This is a genomic window from Pseudonocardia bannensis (genome assembly GCF_012911875.1).
Lineage (GTDB): Bacteria > Actinomycetota > Actinomycetes > Mycobacteriales > Pseudonocardiaceae > Pseudonocardia > Pseudonocardia bannensis.
Map to the genome: position 1 here is coordinate 1 of NZ_JAAXKZ010000021.1, position 18,223 is coordinate 18,223.

The 18,223-nt window shown below is 73.5% G+C and carries 17 protein-coding genes and 2 pseudogenes; 14 read left to right on the forward strand and 5 right to left on the reverse strand.

Annotation, left to right across the window (positions count from 1 at the left end; all coding sequences use genetic code 11):
- Nucleotides 1-293 (reverse strand): annotated as a pseudogene (locus HF519_RS30330) (hypothetical protein); the annotation flags it as partial.
- 322 nt (nt 294-615) lie between these two features.
- Here HF519_RS30330 and HF519_RS30335 point away from each other — a divergent pair.
- The 5 genes from HF519_RS30335 to HF519_RS08380 all read left to right on the forward strand — a co-directional run bounded on the left by HF519_RS30335 (nt 616) and on the right by HF519_RS08380 (nt 5,848).
- Nucleotides 616-1,368, forward strand: coding sequence for a class III extradiol ring-cleavage dioxygenase family protein (locus HF519_RS30335; RefSeq protein ID WP_312859982.1), 753 nt, complete (start codon nt 616-618; stop codon nt 1,366-1,368).
- On the forward strand, nt 1,350-2,291 hold the full coding sequence (gene miaA, locus HF519_RS30340; RefSeq protein ID WP_312859983.1) for a tRNA (adenosine(37)-N6)-dimethylallyltransferase MiaA: 942 nt from the start codon (nt 1,350-1,352) through the stop codon (nt 2,289-2,291). The genes HF519_RS30335 and miaA overlap by 19 nt, the downstream gene beginning before the upstream one ends.
- A gap of 9 nt (nt 2,292-2,300) precedes the next feature.
- On the forward strand, nt 2,301-3,200 hold the full coding sequence (gene dapF, locus HF519_RS08370; protein WP_169411869.1) for a diaminopimelate epimerase: 900 nt from the start codon (nt 2,301-2,303) through the stop codon (nt 3,198-3,200).
- Nucleotides 3,201-3,281: 81 nt separating this feature from the next.
- Nucleotides 3,282-4,817 (forward strand): GTPase HflX, encoded by a 1,536-nt coding sequence (gene hflX, locus HF519_RS08375; RefSeq protein ID WP_169411871.1) that lies wholly within the window; start codon nt 3,282-3,284, stop codon nt 4,815-4,817.
- A 50-nt stretch (nt 4,818-4,867) separates the two neighbouring features.
- Complete coding sequence (locus tag HF519_RS08380; protein WP_312859984.1) at nt 4,868-5,848, forward strand: hypothetical protein; 981 nt, start codon at nt 4,868-4,870, stop codon at nt 5,846-5,848.
- 59 nt (nt 5,849-5,907) lie between these two features.
- On the opposite strand, the gene lexA is transcribed toward HF519_RS08380, so the two are convergent.
- Nucleotides 5,908-6,669 carry a transcriptional repressor LexA gene (gene lexA, locus HF519_RS08385; RefSeq protein WP_169411875.1) on the reverse strand — a complete coding sequence of 254 codons (762 nt, stop codon included), beginning with the start codon at nt 6,667-6,669 and terminating at the stop codon, nt 5,908-5,910.
- 540 nt (nt 6,670-7,209) lie between these two features.
- Here lexA and HF519_RS32245 point away from each other — a divergent pair.
- The 4 genes from HF519_RS32245 (at nt 7,210) to HF519_RS08405 (ending at nt 11,932) form a co-directional block, all read left to right on the forward strand.
- On the forward strand, nt 7,210-7,494 hold the full coding sequence (locus HF519_RS32245; protein WP_169411877.1) for a LysM peptidoglycan-binding domain-containing protein: 285 nt from the start codon (nt 7,210-7,212) through the stop codon (nt 7,492-7,494).
- 587 nt (nt 7,495-8,081) lie between these two features.
- Complete coding sequence (locus HF519_RS08395; protein ID WP_169411879.1) at nt 8,082-8,411, forward strand: hypothetical protein; 330 nt, start codon at nt 8,082-8,084, stop codon at nt 8,409-8,411.
- Nucleotides 8,412-8,512: 101 nt separating this feature from the next.
- Nucleotides 8,513-9,001, forward strand: coding sequence for a transcriptional regulator NrdR (nrdR, locus tag HF519_RS08400; RefSeq protein WP_169411952.1), 489 nt, complete (start codon nt 8,513-8,515; stop codon nt 8,999-9,001).
- A gap of 81 nt (nt 9,002-9,082) precedes the next feature.
- Nucleotides 9,083-11,932, forward strand: coding sequence for a vitamin B12-dependent ribonucleotide reductase (locus HF519_RS08405; protein ID WP_169411881.1), 2,850 nt, complete (start codon nt 9,083-9,085; stop codon nt 11,930-11,932).
- Nucleotides 11,933-12,127: 195 nt separating this feature from the next.
- Here HF519_RS08405 and HF519_RS33235 read toward each other — a convergent pair.
- A pseudogene (locus HF519_RS33235) lies at nt 12,128-12,298 on the reverse strand (PAS domain-containing protein); the annotation flags it as partial.
- Between the two features lie 91 nt (nt 12,299-12,389).
- Nucleotides 12,390-13,049, reverse strand: coding sequence for an HD domain-containing protein (locus HF519_RS08415; protein WP_312859985.1), 660 nt, complete (start codon nt 13,047-13,049; stop codon nt 12,390-12,392).
- A 217-nt stretch (nt 13,050-13,266) separates the two neighbouring features.
- On the opposite strand from HF519_RS08415, the gene HF519_RS08420 reads away from it, so the two are divergent.
- Nucleotides 13,267-13,722: an NUDIX hydrolase gene (locus HF519_RS08420; RefSeq protein ID WP_312859986.1), complete on the forward strand. Its 456-nt coding sequence runs from the start codon at nt 13,267-13,269 to the stop codon at nt 13,720-13,722.
- A 161-nt stretch (nt 13,723-13,883) separates the two neighbouring features.
- On the forward strand, nt 13,884-14,867 hold the full coding sequence (locus HF519_RS08425; protein ID WP_169411885.1) for a pirin family protein: 984 nt from the start codon (nt 13,884-13,886) through the stop codon (nt 14,865-14,867).
- A gap of 13 nt (nt 14,868-14,880) precedes the next feature.
- Here the strand turns inward: HF519_RS08425 and HF519_RS08430 are convergent, their stop codons facing one another.
- The gene (locus HF519_RS08430) at nt 14,881-15,093 is read right to left on the reverse strand and encodes a helix-turn-helix domain-containing protein (RefSeq protein ID WP_169411886.1); all 213 of its coding nucleotides are present in this window, start codon (nt 15,091-15,093) and stop codon (nt 14,881-14,883) included.
- Between the two features lie 247 nt (nt 15,094-15,340).
- Between HF519_RS08430 and HF519_RS08435 the strand changes: the two genes are divergently transcribed.
- The 3 genes from HF519_RS08435 to HF519_RS08445 all read left to right on the forward strand — a co-directional run bounded on the left by HF519_RS08435 (nt 15,341) and on the right by HF519_RS08445 (nt 18,176).
- Nucleotides 15,341-16,066, forward strand: a complete 726-nt coding sequence (locus HF519_RS08435; RefSeq protein WP_169411888.1) for a transglutaminase-like domain-containing protein — start codon at nt 15,341-15,343, stop codon at nt 16,064-16,066.
- 49 nt (nt 16,067-16,115) lie between these two features.
- Nucleotides 16,116-17,180 (forward strand): MBL fold metallo-hydrolase, encoded by a 1,065-nt coding sequence (locus HF519_RS08440; protein WP_312859987.1) that lies wholly within the window; start codon nt 16,116-16,118, stop codon nt 17,178-17,180.
- A gap of 75 nt (nt 17,181-17,255) precedes the next feature.
- Nucleotides 17,256-18,176 carry a right-handed parallel beta-helix repeat-containing protein gene (locus HF519_RS08445; RefSeq protein ID WP_169411890.1) on the forward strand — a complete coding sequence of 307 codons (921 nt, stop codon included), beginning with the start codon at nt 17,256-17,258 and terminating at the stop codon, nt 18,174-18,176.
- Nucleotides 18,177-18,223 lie beyond the last annotated feature (47 nt).

The following is an 18,223-nucleotide window of genomic DNA, read 5'->3' on the forward strand; positions in this document are numbered from 1 at the left end:
CCCGCGGGCTCAGCGTCGCGCCCCGCCCCCGGCCCGGGGACCGGGGCGGTGGCCCGCGGCCCGGGCACTCCGGGTCGCGGGATGGAGGCCGGCGACGGTGCCGGGGCGGGCGCCTCGGCCGCCTGCCCGCTCGCGGGCCCGGTGGCCGGGGAGTGCGGGTCACCGCCGCCGACGCCTTCCGGTGCGGCGGGGCCCTGCTGGCCGCCCTGGCCGGGAATCTCCGGCCGGTCTGCGACGCCCGATGCGGCCCCTCGGCCGTCCGCCGTCCCGCTCGTCGACTGCTCGTCCGACACCGTGGTCCTCCCTCGTCCGGCCCATCCTGACGCGATGGGCGCTCCGCCGTCCGGCGAAGCCGTGCACATGGCGCTCCCGGTCGGGAATGGCCGGGGCCCACCGGATTCAAACAGCTCAGACGGCCCACGGGAACCGCCAGGGCCCGGCTCGCGCAGCCAGCGGCCGCTCCTGATCGGCGAGTCGCCATGGTGAGGCCCGTACCGGGGCGGCGCACCACCTGTACACGCATCATCCGGTCCGGTGAACGCCGGTCGCGCGGCATGCAGGCGGATCGTGGCCGTCCGGTGGCGGGCCGGGCCGACGTCGCTACCCTTCGAACTCGTGTTCACCGCGGTCGCCGTGCTGCCTCAGCCACCGTTGCTGGTCCCCGGGCTGGCGACCGGCGCCGCGGCCGAGACGGCCGCGCTGCGCGACGCCTGCCGGTCCGCTGCGAGCCGGCTGGCCGCAGCCGCACCGACCTGGATCGCGGTCGGCGCGGATCCGGGCGGGCGGCGGACCGTGGGGCCGGAGGCGGTCGGGACCTTCCTCGGATTCGGCGTCGACCTGCCGGTCGCGTTGGACACGACCCCGGGCGCGCCCGCCGCGCCCCCGGACCCGGAACTGCCGCTGCCGCTGCTCATCGCCGGGTGGGCGGCCGGCCAGACCGGTGCCGCCCTGCGGATCCGCGGCGAGCTGGTGTCGCCGGACACCGCCCCGGCCGACTGCGCCGAACTGGGCGCGAAGCTGGCCGCGGAGGCGGCCGCCGCGGACGGCCCGGTCGGGCTGCTGGTCCTCGGCGACGGTTCGGCGATGCACACCGAGAAGGCGCCCGGTCACTTCGACGAGCGCGCCGGCCGGTTCGACGCGGCCGTCGCCGCCGCGCTGGCGGCCGCCGACGCGGCGGCCCTCGCCACGCTCGACTCGGACCTGGCCGCACAGCTGTGGGCGGAGGGCCGCGCGCCCTGGCAGGTGCTGGCGGGGGCGGCGTCGGCGGCCGCAGCGACCTCGGCGACCACGTGGAGCGGCGAGCTGCTGCACTCCTCGACGCCCTACGGCGTGGCCTACCACGTCGCGGTGTGGACACCGGGCCGGTGAGCGGGCCGCCGCTGGTGGCGGTCGTCGGGCCGACGGCGACCGGCAAGTCCGACCTGGGCCTCGCCCTGGCCGCGGAGCTCGGCGGCGAGGTCGTCAACGCGGACGCGATGCAGCTCTACCGCGGCCTGGACATCGGCACCGCGAAGCTGACGGTCGCCGAACGCGCGGGCATCCCGCACCACCAGCTCGACGTCCTGGAGGTCACCGAGACCGCGTCGGTCGCGGCGTACCAGCGGTCGGCGCGCGGCACCGTCGAGCGGCTGCGGGCGGCCGGGGTGACACCGGTGCTGGTCGGCGGCTCGGGCCTCTACGTGCAGGCGGTGCTCGACGAGCTGGAGTTCCCCGGCACCGATCCCGCGCTGCGGGCCAGGTTGGAGGCCGAGCTCGCCGAGCTGGGCGCGCAGGCGATGCACGAGCGACTGGCAGCGGTCGACCCGGCGGCGGCCCAGGTCGTGCTGCCGGGCAACGGCCGGCGGATCGTGCGTGCTCTCGAGGTCATCGCGCTGACCGGGCGCCCGTTCCCGGCCCGGCTGCCCACCCACGGCACACCGCGCTACGACGCGGTGCTGATCGGGGTGGACCGCCCGGCCGCCGAGCTCGACGAGCGCGTCGCCGTCCGGGTGGAGCGGATGTTCGCCGGCGGGCTGGTGCGCGAGACCCGCGAGCTCGTCGGCCGCGGGTTGCGGGAGGGCCGCACGGCGTCGCGGGCGCTCGGGTACCAGCAGGTCCTCGCCGCGCTCGACGGCGACGGGGACATGGCGGCGGCCGCGGCCGAGACCATCCGCGCGACCCGGCGTTTCGTCCGGCGGCAACGCTCCTGGTTCCGGCGCGACCGCCGCATCCACTGGCTCGACGCCGCCGAGCCCCACCTCCTCGACCGCGCGCTGGCGGTGCTGCGCGGGGTCGCCCCGGCCCGCCCGTAGGCTCGGGGCATGGGCAGCGGGAACGGCGGGGTGCGGTTCGCCAAGGGTCACGGAACCGAGAACGACTTCGTGCTGTTGCCCGATCCGGACGGCGCGCTGCAGCTGTCCGCGACGCGGGTCGCCGCGCTGTGCGACCGGCGCCGCGGGCTGGGCGCCGACGGTGTGCTGAGGGTCGTCCGCTGGGCGGCGCTGGGTGACGACTCCGCGCCCGCGCCCGAACCCGGCGTCGAGTGGTTCATGGACTACCGCAACGCCGACGGCAGCGTCGCGGAGATGTGTGGCAACGGGGTCCGGGTGTTCGCGCGCTACCTCGCGCACGCCGGCTGGCTGCCCGACGGCCCCGGCGCGGAGCTGCGGCTGGGGACCCGGGGTGGGGTGCGCACGGTGCGTTTCGCCGGCGGTGACGGCGTGGCCGGCGAGGTGTCGGTGGACATGGGCCCCGCTCGCATCGGGGACACCTCGACGGCGACGGTGGACGGCCGCGCGTTCCGGGGCGTCGCCGTGGACGTCGGCAACCCGCACCTGGCCTGCGTGACCGACGTGGAGCTGGAGGGCCTGGACCTGGCGGTGCCCCCGGGTCACGATCCCGCGCTGTTCCCGCACGGGGTCAACGTCGAGTTCGTGTCGCCCCTGCGCGGTGGCACCGACGGCACCGGCGGCACCGGCGAGGTGGCCATGCGGGTGCACGAGCGCGGAGTGGGGGAGACCCGCTCGTGCGGCACCGGGACCGTCGCGGCGGTCGTCGCGGTGCTGCGCCACGCCGGGGTCGAGACCGGGACGGTGCCGGTGCGCGCCCCCGGCGGCCGGCTTCGGGTGACCGTGGACGCCGCGACGACCACACTTCACGGCCCGGCCGTGCTCGTCGGCCACGGAGAGCTCGAACGCTCCTGGTGGGACGCCCAGGGCTGATCAGGTCAGGCCCCCGTCGAGGCACGTTGGACGCAATAAAGCGGACAGCGCAGGCGTTGACATGGGAGCATGAACACCACGATGACTGAATTCCCACTGGACGTCTCCGACATCGGCAGCGTGCGGGCGAACGACGCCTCGCCGGAGCCGACGGTGGGAGACCTCGAACTCTCCGACCGGTCCTCGCTGCGGCGTGTCGCCGGTCTCTCGACCGAACTCACCGACATCACCGAGGTCGAGTACCGGCAGCTCCGCCTGGAACGGGTCGTGCTGGTCGGGGTCTGGACCGAGGGCAGCGCCGAGCAGGCCGAGGCCTCGCTCGCCGAGCTGGCCCGGCTGGCCGAGACCGCCGGTTCCGAGGTACTCGACGGTCTGGTGCAGCGGCGTAGCCGCCCCGACCCGTCGACGTTCATCGGCTCCGGCAAGGTCGAGGAGCTGCGCGGTGCGGTGCAGGCCGCCGGCGCCGATACGGTGATCGCCGACGGCGAGCTCTCGCCCGGCCAGCTGCGCCAGCTGGAGGAGAAGCTCAAGGTCAAGGTGATCGACCGGACCGCCCTGATCCTCGACATCTTCGCCCAGCACGCCCGCTCGCGGGACGGCAAGGCGCAGGTCGAGCTGGCCCAGCTGTCCTACCTGCTGCCGCGGCTGCGCGGTTGGGGTGAGGCGCTGTCCCGCCAGGTCGGTGGCCGCGCCGCGGGCGGTGTCGGTATCGGTGGTCGTGGCCCTGGTGAGACCAAGATCGAGCTCGACCGGCGCCGGATCCGCAACCGCATGTCCAAGCTGCGCCGTGAGATCACGGCGATGCGGACCGTGCGGGAGACCCAGCGCGGCAACCGGCGGCGCAACGAGGTGCCGAGCGTGGCCATCGTCGGCTACACCAACGCCGGCAAGTCGAGCCTGCTCAACGCCCTGACCGATGCCGGTGTACTGGTCGAGAACGCCCTGTTCGCGACCCTGGACCCGACCACCCGCAAGGCGGCCACGCCGGACGGGCGGGCCTACACGCTGACCGACACCGTCGGCTTCGTGCGGCACCTGCCCCACCAGCTCGTCGAGGCCTTCCGCTCGACGCTGGAGGAGACGGCCCAGGCCGACCTGCTCATCCACGTCGTCGACGGGTCCGACCCGCTGCCCGAGGACCAGATCAAGGCGGTCCGCCAGGTGCTGGTCGAGGTCGGCGAGCAGCAGCAGGGGCGGATGCCCCAGGAGCTGCTGGTCGTCAACAAGACCGACGCGGCCGGCGACCTGCAACTGGCCCGGCTGCGGCACCTGCTGCCCGACGCGGTGTTCGTCTCCGCGCGGCGCGGCGACGGGATGGAGAAGCTGCGCGAGCGGATCGCCGAGCTGCTTCCGCGCCTGGATCTCGACGTCGAGCTGCTGTTGCCCTACACCCAGGGTTCGCTGGCGGCGCGGGTGCACGCCGAGGGTGAGGTGCTCGCCGAGGAGCACACGGCCGAGGGCACGCGACTGCATGCCCGGGTCGGCGCCGAGCTGGCCACCGCCGTGCTGCCGTTCGCGTTGGCCGGCGGTGACGGGGCGGCGATGACCGGGGTGAACGGCGCCGAGCCGTTCGTCCGGTCCGCCGCCGCGGCACCGGGCGACGGTTCGGGGCGCTGAGCGTCCCGGGGCTCGCCGGCCTCGTCGCGGCGGCGATGATCCTCGTACCGGTGGTGGCCGCTGACGGTGCGCCCGCGCCGCAGACCCGCTGCACGGTCGAGGACCGGCGCCTGGCCGAACTGTCCGGGCTGGTCGTCGACCGCGGTGGGCTCTGGGCGATGGGCGACGGTGGGCGACGGGTCGAGGTGCACCGGTTGGACACCGCCGGCCCGGTCTGCCGCGTCGTCGAGTCCCGAACGGCCCGGATCGACCCGTTCGACGCCGAGGACCTGGCGCGCGGCCCGGACGGCACGCTGTGGGTCGCCGACACCGGCGACAACCGGCGTCGGCGGGAGACGGTGGCGCTCGTCGCGCTGCCGCCCCGCGGGGAGGCGCGGCTGCACCGGCTGACCTACCCGGACGGCCCCCACGACGGCGAGGCTCTCCTCATCGGGGCGGACGGGGTCCCGCTCGTTATCACGAAGGAGACGGGCATCGCCGCGGGGATCTACCGGCCGGCGGGGCCGCTCGCAGAGCCGGGGCCGACGCCCCTCGTCCGGGTGGGCGAGGTGATGCTGCCGGCCTCCGACTCCGAAGGCGGGCCGGTCGGGGGGCTCGGGTCGCGGCTCGTCACCGGGGCGGCGCTGAGCGCGGACGGCCGGGTGGCGGCGTTGCGCAGCTACACCGATGCATGGCTGTACCCGGTGAGCGACGACGACGTCGTCGCCGCGCTGGCCGGGACCCCCGTGCGGGTCCCGCTACCCGACGAACCGCAGGGCGAGGCCATCGCCTTCGACACCGACGGAACGCTGCTGTCGGGTTCGGAGACCCGCGGTGGGGTGCGCGGCGAGATCCGTGCGGTACCGGCGGCGGCCGCCCTGGCGGCAACGGCCGGCACCGGTGAGCGGACCGAACCCTCGCTCCCCTCATCGGCGACCGACGAGTCGCCCGACTGGTGGCCTGCGGCTGTCGGCGGGACGGCCGCGGTGGGGCTGCTGGCGGTGGCCGGCGCGGCCATGGCCGTGCACGGAGCCCGGCGCCGGCAACGCTGAAGCGCGGCGCCGAGACCGGCGGGCCGCTCGAAGCGGCCCGGAGCCGGCTCCGGGCCGACTCAGAGCCGGCGGAGTACCGCCACGACCCGGCCGAGGACGGTGGCCTCGTCGCCGGGGATCGGCTCGTAGGCCGGGTTGGCCGGCATCAGCCAGATGTGCCCGTCGCGACGCTTGAGCGTCTTCACGGTCGCCTCGCCGTCGATCATCGCGGCGACGATCTCACCGTTCTCGGCCACGGGCTGCTGGCGGACCACGACCCAGTCGCCATCGGTGATGGCCGCGTCGACCATCGAGTCGCCGCGCACGTTGAGCAGGAACAGCGTGCCCTCGCCGACGATCTCGCGGGGGAGCGGGAACACGCTCTCCACCGCCTGCTCGGCCAGGATCGGCCCACCGGCGGCGATGTTGCCCAGCAGCGGGACGAAGGCCGGCGAGGGGTGATCGGAGCGGGCATCGTCGGTCTGCGTGCGTGATGTGCTGACGGTGACCTGACCCGGCATCACATCATCGGCCGGCATCTCGTCCGGACTCCGGACGTCGACCGCCCGGGTGCGGTTGGGGTCGCGACGCAGGTACCCCTTGCGTTCGAGGGTGCGCAGTTGGTGGTGCACCGACGAGGTGGAGGTGAGTCCCACCGCGTCGCCGATCTCGCGCACGCTCGGCGGATAGCCGAACCGTTCCACCCAGTCCCTGATCACCTCGAGCACCTTGCGCTGGCGCGGGGTCAGCCCGGCCGGGTCGGCCGGTGGGTCGGGGAAGGCGCGCACCTGCCCGGGCTCCCGGTCAGCGTCAGCGCTCGTACCGGACTCGTCCCGTGCCATCAGGTCTGCCTCCTCGTTCCGTCTTCGACGTCCATGTTCTTCCGTCGTCTCGTGACGCCGGGCGCTGAGTCGGCCCCGGCTGCGCGGCCCTCGCGCGCCCGCGGACGCCGTCGTCCCAAGAACGGTAGTCCGCATCACCCGCATCGCCAAACACATGTTCGAACGACACGCCCTCGATCCTCGATTCCGCGGAGCTTCGATGGTATGAATCGCACAGACGTTCGATCGAACGTCTGTGCGAAGCGGCTCGGGTGTGGGACGGAGGGGTCGCCATGGGGCTCACGACGATCGAGGTGGAGGTCGCACCCGCCGGTGCGGGCGCCGCGCCACGCCCGGCCGTGCGCCGTGCGCCGCGCCGCAACGGGCCGGCCCGGGGCCCGCGGCCGGTTCGGCCCCGGGCGGCGCCGGTCGCCGGGCGCCCGGCGGTGCTCCCGCCGAGCCCACCCGGCCGGGCTGCGCAGCGGATGCTCGTTCGTCCCTGTCCGGGCGGGGGGGCACGGGTCCGCGGCGCCGCGGTGGTCGTCCGAGCCCCGGTATCGCGTGCGCCGAGTCGTAGCCGCCGGGGTGCTGGCGATGATGTCGGCAGGCGCCGTCGTCGGACTCGGGTCGGTGGCCGAGGCGGCCGGTGGCGCAACAGCGCGGTCGGCGGTGCCGGCGGCGACCGCCGAGGTCACCGTGCGCACGGGCGACACGATGTGGGACGTGGCCCGCCGCTCGGCGCCGGGGGTCGATGTGTCGGCGGTGGTCGAGCGGATCGTCGCCGACAACGGCCTGTCCACGGTGTCTCTGCGCCCCGGCCAGATCCTTCGCGTCCCTGCCGGCTGAGGGCTGGTCCGCGGCCCGATTCTGTCGGGCCCCGCTGCTAGACATCGCATACGTGGCCGAGCAGGCCCGGGCCGGCGGGGTGCGAGCCTGCTCGTCGCGGCGACAGAGAGGCCGTCATGGATCTCGGTACGAATGCAGTGCGCCCGTGTGAGCGGACGGACCCGCCGGGGGCCGGCCCGGAGCGGCAGGGGGCATGCCGGCGCCGGCGGGTGCCGGGGGCGCCGCGCCGAACGCCGAGGACGAGAGTCGCATCGAACGTCGCGCTCCGGACGGATCCCGGTCGCCCGGGGGTGCCGTCCGCTCGTCGCGCGGGATGTGGGCTCGCCGGGGACCGGATCGGCCGGGCTCCACAGGGGGCGGATCGAGCGCGCCCTGGGGCGCGATGTGTCGTGGCGAGAGCGGTGCGGCCGGACCCGGCGCCGCCCGGCGCCGTTCACCGGTACCGGGCCGGGGCCGGCCGCGGCCCGCGACGTGGTGTGGGCGGCGGCGCCCGGGCGGGCGCCGATCGCGGACTCCGGGTGGGCGGGCGCCGCCGGGCCGGGATCGGCAGCGCCGGACGGGGCAGAGTAGGAGGCCCCCTGGCATCGGTGACGGCGGCGGTGTGTGCGGCGGCCGCTGTCGTCGCACTCGGCGTACTGGCCGACCTGGCGGGTGGGGCGCGGGGGCCGCGGCCGGCGGAGCAGGGGGCACCGGCCCGGGCCGTGCTCCCGGTGCGTCCGGAGGAGCCGGCGCAGAACCTCACGGGATCGACGGTGCCGCGCGCCGGGGCGGCCGGAGCCGACGCCGTCGTGGGCCGGATCGAGGCGGGAACGGAAGTCGGGGACAGTGGCTGGAGCCGGGCCGAGCGGTCGGTGTGCCGCGGGGCCGACGGGCTGTCCGGGGCGCGTGCGAGGCGCTGCGCCGAGCGGTCGTCCTGATCGGATGACACGGCGTGTTTGAGTACGCCGGCCCCTACATATTGTGGTTAGACTCCATTTGCTCGGCTACAGGTTGGGTTTCACCGGGGAGGGGTCGCATCGTGCGTTGCCCGTTCTGTCGTCATCCGGACTGCCGTGTGATCGACTCCCGGGAGGTGGACGACGGTCAGGCCACCCGGCGTCGCCGGTCCTGCGTGGAGTGTGGTCGGCGGTTCACCACCGTCGAGGAAGCTGTGCTGGCGGTGGTGAAGCGCAGTGGGGTGACGGAGCCGTTCAGCCGCGAGAAGGTCGTGCGTGGCGTACGGCGTGCGTGTCAGGGGCGACCGGTCGACGAGGACGCGCTCCAGCTGCTCGCTCACCGCGTCGAGGAGGCGGTCCGGGCCCGGGGGACCGCTGAGATTCCCAGCCACGAGGTCGGGCTGGCCATCCTGGGTCCGCTGCGGGAGCTCGACGAAGTGGCGTATCTGCGCTTCGCGAGCGTCTATCGCTCGTTCTCCTCTATCGAGGACTTCGAGAAGGAGATCGCCGATCTGCGTCGGCCGGCTGCCGGGGAAGCAGCCGAACCGCGCTCCGGGCGCTCCACCGGTTGACGAGCCCGAGCGGAGTCCGCTGTCGCCCCCGCCGGGGCCGACGGCAGTAATGAGCATGTTCGGATGCAGAAGAGGGAGAGCATGACGGAGACGGTCGGGGCAACAGCCTCGGGACGCGGGGGCAAGTCCGGCGCGAAGCAGGGGGACAAGCGCAAGCGACCGGTCGGGTTGACCGTCGAGCGCCTCTACACCACTCCCGGCGTGCACCCCTACGACGAGGTGAACTGGGAGCGCCGCGACGTCGTCATGACGAACTGGCGTGACGGCACGGTCAACTTCGAGCAGCGCGGTGTCGAGTTCCCGGACTTCTGGTCGGTCAACGCGACCAACATCGTCACCAGCAAGTACTTCCGTGGCGCGGCCGGGAGCCCGCAGCGCGAGTCCAGCCTGCGACAGCTCATCGACCGGGTGGTCGGGGTCTACCACCGCGCCGGCGTGGACAACGGCTACTTCGCCACCGCCGAAGACGCCGAGGTCTTCGCCCACGAGCTCACCTGGATGCTGCTGCACCAGGTGTTCAGCTTCAACTCGCCGGTTTGGTTCAACGTCGGCACCAGCTCGCCGCAGCAGGTCAGCGCGTGCTTCATCCTCGCCGTCGACGACACCATGGAGTCGATCCTCAACTGGTACCGCGAGGAGGGGCTGATCTTCAAGGGCGGCTCCGGTGCCGGGCTGAACCTCTCGCGCATCCGCTCGTCGAAGGAGCTGCTGTCCTCGGGCGGCACCGCGTCGGGCCCGGTCTCGTTCATGCGCGGTGCGGACGCCAGCGCGGGGACCATCAAGTCCGGCGGCGCCACCCGGCGTGCGGCGAAGATGGTCGTCCTCGACGTCGACCACCCCGACATCGTGGAGTTCGTCGAGACCAAGGCCAAGGAGGAGGCCAAGGTCCGGGTGCTGCGCGACGCCGGGTTCGACATGGACCTGGGCGGCGCCGACATCACCTCGGTGCAGTACCAGAACGCGAACAACTCCGTCCGCGTCACCGACGAGTTCATGCAGGCCGTCGAGGACGGAACCGAGTTCGGGCTGCGCGCCCGGATGACCGGTGAGGTCATCGATCAGGTCGACGCCCGCACGCTGTTCCGCGGGATCGCGCAGGCGGCCTGGGAGTGCGCCGACCCGGGCATCCAGTACGACGACACGATCAACGACTGGCACACCTGCCCCGAGTCGGGGCGGATCACCGCGTCGAACCCGTGCTCGGAGTACATGCACCTGGACAACTCCAGCTGCAACCTCGCGTCGCTGAACCTGCTCAAGTTCCTGGGTGACGACGGCCGCTTCGACGCGGCGCGCTTCGCCCGGGCCGTCGAGCTGGTCATCACCGCGATGGACATCTCGATCTGCTTCGCCGACTTCCCGACCGACCCGATCGCCGACACGACGCGCAAGTTCCGCCAGCTCGGCATCGGTTACGCCAACCTCGGCGCGCTCCTGATGGCGACCGGGCATGCCTACGACTCCGAGGGCGGCCGCTCGCTCGCCGCGGCGATCACCTCGCTGATGACCGGCGCCGCCTACAAGCGCTCGGCCGAGCTCGCCGGCGTCGTCGGCCCCTACGAGGGCTACGCCCGCAACGCCGAGGCCCACCAGCGCGTGATGCGCAAGCACGCGGCCGCGAACGACGCGGTGCGCACGCTGCCGGCGAGCATCCCGGTGCACACGCTGGCCACGAGGACCTGGAAGGACGCCCTCGCCATCGGCGAGCGCAACGGGTGGCGCAACGCGCAGGCCTCCGTGCTGGCCCCGACCGGCACCATCGGTCTGATGATGGACTGCGACACCACCGGCATCGAGCCGGACCTGGCCCTGGTCAAGTTCAAGAAGCTGGTCGGCGGCGGCTCGATGCAGATCGTCAACCAGACGGTGCCGCGGGCGCTGGAGGTGCTCGGGTACCAGCCCGAGCAGGCCGAGGCGATCATCGAGTTCGTCGGTGAGCACGGGCACGTCATCGATGCCCCGGGCCTGCGCCAGGAGCACTACGAGGTCTTCGACTGCGCGATGGGCGAGCGGTCCATCCCCGCGATGGGCCACGTGCGGATGATGGCGGCGGTCCAGCCGTTCCTGTCCGGTGCGATCTCCAAGACGGTCAACATGCCCGAGGCGGCCACCGTCGAGGACGTCGAGCGGATCTACCTCGAGGGTTGGCGGCTGGGCCTCAAGGCGCTGGCCATCTACCGCGACAACTGCAAGGTCGGCCAGCCGCTGTCGGCCGGCAAGACCGCCAAGGCCGAGGCCAGGTCCGAGGCTGCCCCGGCCGCGGAGGCCCGCCCGGTGCGCCGGCGGCTGCCCAAGAAGCGGCCCAGCGAGACGGTCTCGTTCACCGTCGGCGGCGCGGAGGGCTACCTCACCGCCGGGTCCTACCCCGACGACGGGCTCGGCGAGATCTTCGTCAAGCTCGGCAAGCAGGGTTCGACGCTGTCGGGCGTGATGGACGCGTTCTCGATGTCGATCTCCGTCGGCCTGCAGTACGGCATCCCGCTGGAGTTCTACGTCTCGAAGTTCTCCAACCTGCGCTTCGAGCCGGCCGGAATGACCGACGACCCGGACGTCCGGATCGCGACCAGCGTGCTCGACTACCTGTTCCGTCGCCTCGCGCTCGACTACCTGCCCTACGAGAAGCGGGCGCAGCTCGGCATCTTCTCCGCGGACGAGCGCACCGCCCAGGTCGCCGAGAGCTACACCGACGTCGACCTGGAGGGTCTGCGCACGGGGGTCTCCGTCGACCCGGCGGTGCCCGCCGCTCCCGCCGAGAAGCCGGCCGGGTCGGCCCCGGCACCGGTGGAGGTCGGCAGTTCGACCGAGCTGCTGGAGCTGCGGCTGGGCAAGGCGGCCGACGCGCCGTTGTGCCTGACCTGCGGCACCAAGATGCGACCGGCCGGATCCTGCTACCTCTGCGAGGGCTGCGGCTCGACCAGCGGCTGCAGCTGACCGACAGCTCTGCCCACCCCGCCGCCTCTCGGACAGCGTTGTGGAGCCCTGACGCGCTTTCGTGCCCGCCTCCACAGCGTTGTGGAGCCACAACGCTGTCCGGAAGTCGGCTGATGTCGGCACGCGGGTAGGGAGTTCAGCCTGCGGTGCGCTTGCCCGCGCCGTCGGTGACGTCCATGAGGATCCCGCGTAGCTGTTCGGGTTCGCGTTCTCGTCCATGAGCCCGCGTCCGGCGGAGTGCGGCCATCGGCTGCCCTTGTCGGGGTGCAGGATGCGGTGTTCGGCGGGGCAGGGTTCCCCGTTCGCGAGGCTCCGCCGGACGGCGCGCTCCACGGCGGGCCGGTCGGCGGGGTCCGCGCATTCCAGGGCAGCCTCGTAGCTGAACCCGGCCGCCGCTTTGCGGGTTGTGGAGCCATGGTGCCGTCACGGTGCATCGGGGTGTCGGGATGCCGGTGGCTCAGGCCGATGTGCGGGTCCAGCCTCGCTGCTCCGCTTCACCGACGATCGTGCGCACCGCGTCGCCGAGCGCGCTCGAGGCCTCGCCGATCGCTGCGGTGCGGTGCAGCACCTCGTCGGCGGTGGCGCCGTAGGTCCGCCACGTGCCGCCGTCGGACATCCAGTTCAGCAACATCGGCTGCAACCGGTCGAGCGCCTTGGCGAACATCGCCTCCGGCGTCGTCCGGGCCTCGAACTCGTTCCACAGTGCCCGTAGGCGGGCGCCCTGGTCGGCGGGGAGCAACGCGAACAGCCGGTCGGCGGCCGCTTGCTCCCGGGCTTCCTGGCCGACCCGGGCGGCGGCGTCGTAGAGCGGGGTGTCGCCCGCGTAGACCTCGACGAGGTCGTGCACGAGGACCAGTTGGACGGTGTGTCCGACGTCGATCGGGCGGTCGGCGTACTCGGCGAGCAGGAGCACCATCATCGCCAGGTGCCAGGAGTGCTCGGCGTCGTTCTCCCGGCGGTCGGCGGCGGCGAGCGGGGACGCCCGCAGCACGGTCTTGAGCCGGTCGATCTCCACGATGAAGGTGAGCTGCTCACGCAGCCGTCGGTCCAGGCCGGTGGGCAGGGGGCAGCTCTCGGCCAGCAGGGCGGGGTTGTCGGCGGGATCCACGACAGGCACCGTCGCACGCTCGGGGCACGGCAGGCACGCGGATGTGACGACAGCGGGGACGGCTCCCCTCGCCGCCGGCGCGCGTGGCGGGACGGCCGCCCCTCACCACGGCCGTGCGGTCGTCGGCCGGCGCAGGACCGCTGGTCGTGACGGCGTCCCCGTTGCGTTTGCCGCTGGGTTGCGGCTTGGAACGACGGCTCCGGCTCCCCGGGTTAGAGTCGACCCGGTGACTGATCGTTTCCGGCTCGTGCCCGCCGCGTACGTCGTCCTCCGCCGCGGGGACGACATCCTCCTGCAGTTGCGGCAGAACACCGGCTATCGGGACGGGCACTGGGCCACAGCCGCCGCCGGGCATGTCGAGGCCGAGGAATCCGTCGTGGCCGCCGCCTGCCGGGAGGCCGCCGAGGAACTCGGGGTCACCATCGAGGCGGGCGACCTCGTGCCGCTGACGGCGATGCACCGTACCCACGGCAACCGACAACCGATCGACGAGCGGGTCGACTTCTTCTTCGAGTGCCGCCGATGGACCGGGGAGCCCCGGCTGATCGAGCCGGACAAGGCCGCCGACCTGCGCTGGTTCGCCCTCGACGCGCTGCCCGATCCCGTCGTGCCGCACGAGCGGGCGGTGTTCGAGCAGCTCCGCGACGGCCGGCCGGCGCCCGTGACGACGTTCGGGTTCTAGGCGAGGACGGCCGGGCCGCGGTTGTCGTCGACGGGTGGTTCGTCGACCACCGCGCTCACCGACCCAGCCGGTCACCGTATCGGGATCTTGCGTCGCACGGCAGGAATGATCGCAACCGAACGACGGAGCCCGCCCGGCTGTGGTGACCGTACGGTGATCGCATGACCAACACGGCGACCGACAGCGCGATCGAGGTCTGTGCCGGAGCTGCCACCGCGGGCCCGGTGCGTGAGCTGCTGCACGCGCGGACGGTGCAGCTGGGGGAGGGCACCGAGGTTCGTCGGCTGCTGCCCAGCCTGAATCGGCGGATGATCGGCGCGTGGTGCTTCGTGGACCACTACGGCCCCGACGACATCGCTCGTGAGCCCGGGATGCAGGTGGCCCCGCACCCGCACATCGGGCTGCAGACGGTCAGCTGGCTGCTCGACGGCGAGGTGCGCCACCGCGACAGCCTCGGCAACGACCAGCTCATCCGCGCGGGCGAGCTGGCGCTGATGACGGCGGGCGGGGGGATCGCACACTCGGAGCAGTCGCCCGACCCGCACTCCCCGGTGCTGCACGGCGCCCAGCTGTGGGTGGCGTTGCCCGACGCCGACCGCGCGACGGCCGCGAGCTTCGAACACCACCCCGAGCTGCCGGTGGTCAGCGACCGTGGCCTGCGCGCCACCGTCCTGCTCGGTGAGCTGGCCGGCGCCCTCTCGCCCGGCCGGGTGTACAGCCCGCTGGTCGGGGCGGACATCGCGCTCGCGGCGGGCAGCGACGTCCGGATCCCGCTCGAGCGCGACTTCGAGCACGCCGTGCTGACCGTGTCCGGCGCTGCGGACCTCGACGGGGAGCTCGCGCCGGGGACGCTGTGCTACCTCGGCTGCGGGCGCTCGGAGCTGCGGCTGCGCGCGGAGGCCGACAGCCGGCTGTTGCTGCTCGGTGGGGTGCCGTTCGCCGAGGAGATCGTGATGTGGTGGAACTTCGTCGGCCGCAGCGGTGCCGAGGTCGCCGAGGCCCGGGCGCAGTGGCAGGCCGAGCTGGGCGGGACCGGCGCGGGCAGGTTCGGCGGGGTGCGCGGGTACGAGGGTCCCGCGCTTGCCGCGCCGGAGCTGCCGTCGACCCCGCTGCGGCCACGCAGGCGCGTCGCCCGGAAGCCGTAGCGGCCGTCGCGGGCTACCCGACCTGGTACCGGGCCGCCCGGATCAGGTCCTCCACCGCCGCGCGCTGCACCCGGAACGAACGCCCGAACCGCACGGCCGGTAGTTCGCCGCTGTGCACCAGCCGGTAGACGGTCATCTTGGAGACGCGCATCCGCTCGGCTACCTCGGCCACGGTGAGAAACGGCGCCTCGATCACGTCCGGGTGGTCCGGCAGCCCTGTTCCCATTCTCCAGTCTCCTCTTGCGTCGTACCGGCCCCGCCCGATCGGGATACCGGACGGTCATCGTCTCGGTCCGGCGTGGGGACATTAGCCGACAATCCGTCACCTACCGGGTGCGAGATGGACCTCGGAAGGGTGGAATGCAAGGAAGGATCACCGCGCAACGTCACAACGCTGCGTGCAGACTACCGGCGCGTAGAGTGACCGTGACTGGCGCCGAAGGAGGTGCCCGAGTTGAGGAGGGAACCCGACAGTGTCGTCACCAGCGTCGTCGGCGGAGTCGCCGCAGCAGGGCACCGGAACCGACTACCTGGCCCCCGGCCACTTCGTCGACTCCGACTCTCCCGAGGTGCAGGCCTTCGCCCGGCGGGTGGTGGGGGACGAGACCGACCCGATCGCGATGGCCGTGCGGCTGTTCGAGGCCGTCCGCGACGAGATCTGGTACGACCCGTTCGGGCTGACCACCGACCCCGCCGCCTACCGGGCCAGCGCGGTCGCCGCCGGGGGCAGCAACTGGTGCGTGCCCAAGGCGGTGCTGCTGACCGCTGCCGCGCGAGCCGTCGGGATCCCGGCCCGGCTGGGCTTCGCCGACGTGCGCAACCACCTCAACACCCCGCGGCTGCGCGAGCGGATGGGCGGGGCGGACCTGTTCGTCTACCACGGCTACACCGACCTGCTGCTCGACGGCCGCTGGGTCAAGGCGACGCCGGCGTTCAACGCCGAGCTGTGCGCCCGTTTCGGCGTCGAGCCGATCGCCTTCGACGGCCGCACCGACGCGCTGATGCACGAGTACGCCGGCGGCGGCGAGCAGTACATGGAGTACGTGAACGACCGCGGCGTGCACGCCGATCTGCCGCTGGAGGAGATCTTCGTGACCTTCCGGGAGTACTACGGCGAGGCGATGTTCGCCGCCGACCCGGCCGAGTCCGCCCCGGCAGGGGCCGACGCGTTCACCGCGCCCGCGGCGGCCGAGCGCTGATCCGCGTCGGGACACGCCCCTGGACACCGGTCGATCTAGGGTGCGAGACGTGATCAGTGCCAGGAATCAGGCCGTGGCCGAGGACGACCCCGACGGCGACTGGACCGTGCCCGGGGTCTACCGGTGTGCTCCGGACGTGTACCGCATCCCGTTGCCACTGCCGAACGACGGTCTGCGTGCGGTCAACGTCTACGCAGTGGCCGATGCGGCGGGCTGGACGCTGATCGACTCCGGATGGGCGCTGGCCGAGGCGAAGGACCTGCTCCTCGGCGCGCTCGCGGCCCTGGGCGCCGGCGTCGGTGACGTCCGGCAGTTCCTCGTCACCCACCTGCACCGTGACCATTACACGCAGGCCGTGGTGCTGCGCCGGGAGTTCGGCGGGCGGGTGCTGCTCGGGCGCGGCGAACGGCCGGGCCTCGAGAAGATCAACTACCGCTCCGACGACGGTGGGCGGGTGCACCGCGATCGGCTGCGCAGGGCGGGGGCGCACCGGCTGGTCGCGCACTTCGAGGCGAACCCGCCACCGATGGCCGACCGGTCGCTGTGGGAGATGCCCGACGAGTGGCTCGACGACCGCGCGGTCGTGACGCTGGGGGCCCCCGGGGCCGAGCGGCGGCTGCAGGCGGTGGAGACGCCGGGGCACACCCGTGGGCACCTCGTGTTCGCCGACGCCGCGGGTGGACTGCTGTTCTCCGGTGATCACGTGCTGCCGACGATCACGCCGTCGATCGGGTTCGAGCCGTTGCCGCCGCCGAGCCCGCTGGCCGACTTCCTGACCTCGCTGCGGCTGCTGCGGGAACTGCCCGACGCCGCGCTGCTGCCCGCGCACGGTCCGGTCGGACGCCGGGTGCACGAGCGGGTCGACGAGTTGCTCGACCACCACGGCCGCCGGCTCGACGCGACCCTGCACGCGGTGAAGGAGGGCCGGTCGACGGGGGCCGACGTCGCCGCAGCACTGCCCTGGACGCGTCGCGAGCGGACCCTGGACGAGCTGGACCCCTACAACGCGATGCTCGCGACCCTGGAGACGTCGGCGCACCTCGACGTCCTGGTCGAACGGGGCCTGCTGACCGCGATCGAGCAGGACGGCGTCGTCCACTACGACGCGGGCTGACACCGCCCGTAGCCGGTTCACGCTGCGTCGGTCCCCGGTCACGGACGGTCCGGGCGCGGGTCATATCCTTCCGCCATGCAAGGGCTGGGGTCGCGCGCCCTCGCGGTGGGCCGCCTCGGGCTGGCCGTCGCGACGGCGGGTCTCGCGCTCACCGGGGTGCTGGTCGCCGTGACCGCCCCGGGTGACGCCGATCCGGTCGGCCGGACGGTCACCGCGGCCGCCGCGGTCGGCTGCGCGGCGAGTGGCGCCTACCACCCTCCGGGCCCGGGCAGCGTCGGCGTTCCGCCCGGCCTGCGACTGTGCCCGAGCGGCTCCGTCACCGTCACCGCCGCCGACACCGTGCTCGACGGGCTGGACGTGACCGGGGGGATCGTCGTCGACGCCCCCGGTGTCGTCGTGCGGCGCAGCCGCATCACCGGGAACGGGTCCACGCCGTACGGCGTCTCGACGACCTCCGCCGGCTCCGTCCGGATCGAGGACACGACGATCACGGGTGCCTTCTCCGAAGCGGGTATCGGCGACGACGCCTGGACCGCGGAACGCGTCGAGATCACCCGCGTGTCCGGGGACGGGGCCCGGCTCGGCTCCCGTGCCACGCTGCGCAACAGCCGGCTGCACGACCTCGTCCCGGCCGCGGGACGCAGTACCGCCGCGCTGCGCCTCGTCGCGCCCGGCGGCGACGTGCTGGTGGAGAACAACCGGATCGAGATGGGTCGGGGTCCCGGGCACGACAGTGCGGTGCTGCTCGCGCCGGCGCAGCGCGGCCGCGGCGAGACCGCCGGCGAAGGCGCGGTCGTGATCCGCGGCAACCTGCTCGGCGGGGGCGAGTACACGCTGCGCCAGGTGCCGGTGTCGGGTGGCGCGGTGCCCGATGTGCGGATCACCGGCAACCAGTTCCGTCGCGATGCGCTGGCCGGCCCGCTGCAGGTTCCGGCGACGTCGCTGCTCGCCGACAACGTCTTCGTCGACGGCGGTGCCGTCAGCGGACGGGGGTGATCGGAGCCTCTCGCCCACCCGTGTGATTTGCCGAAGGTCAGGACGCG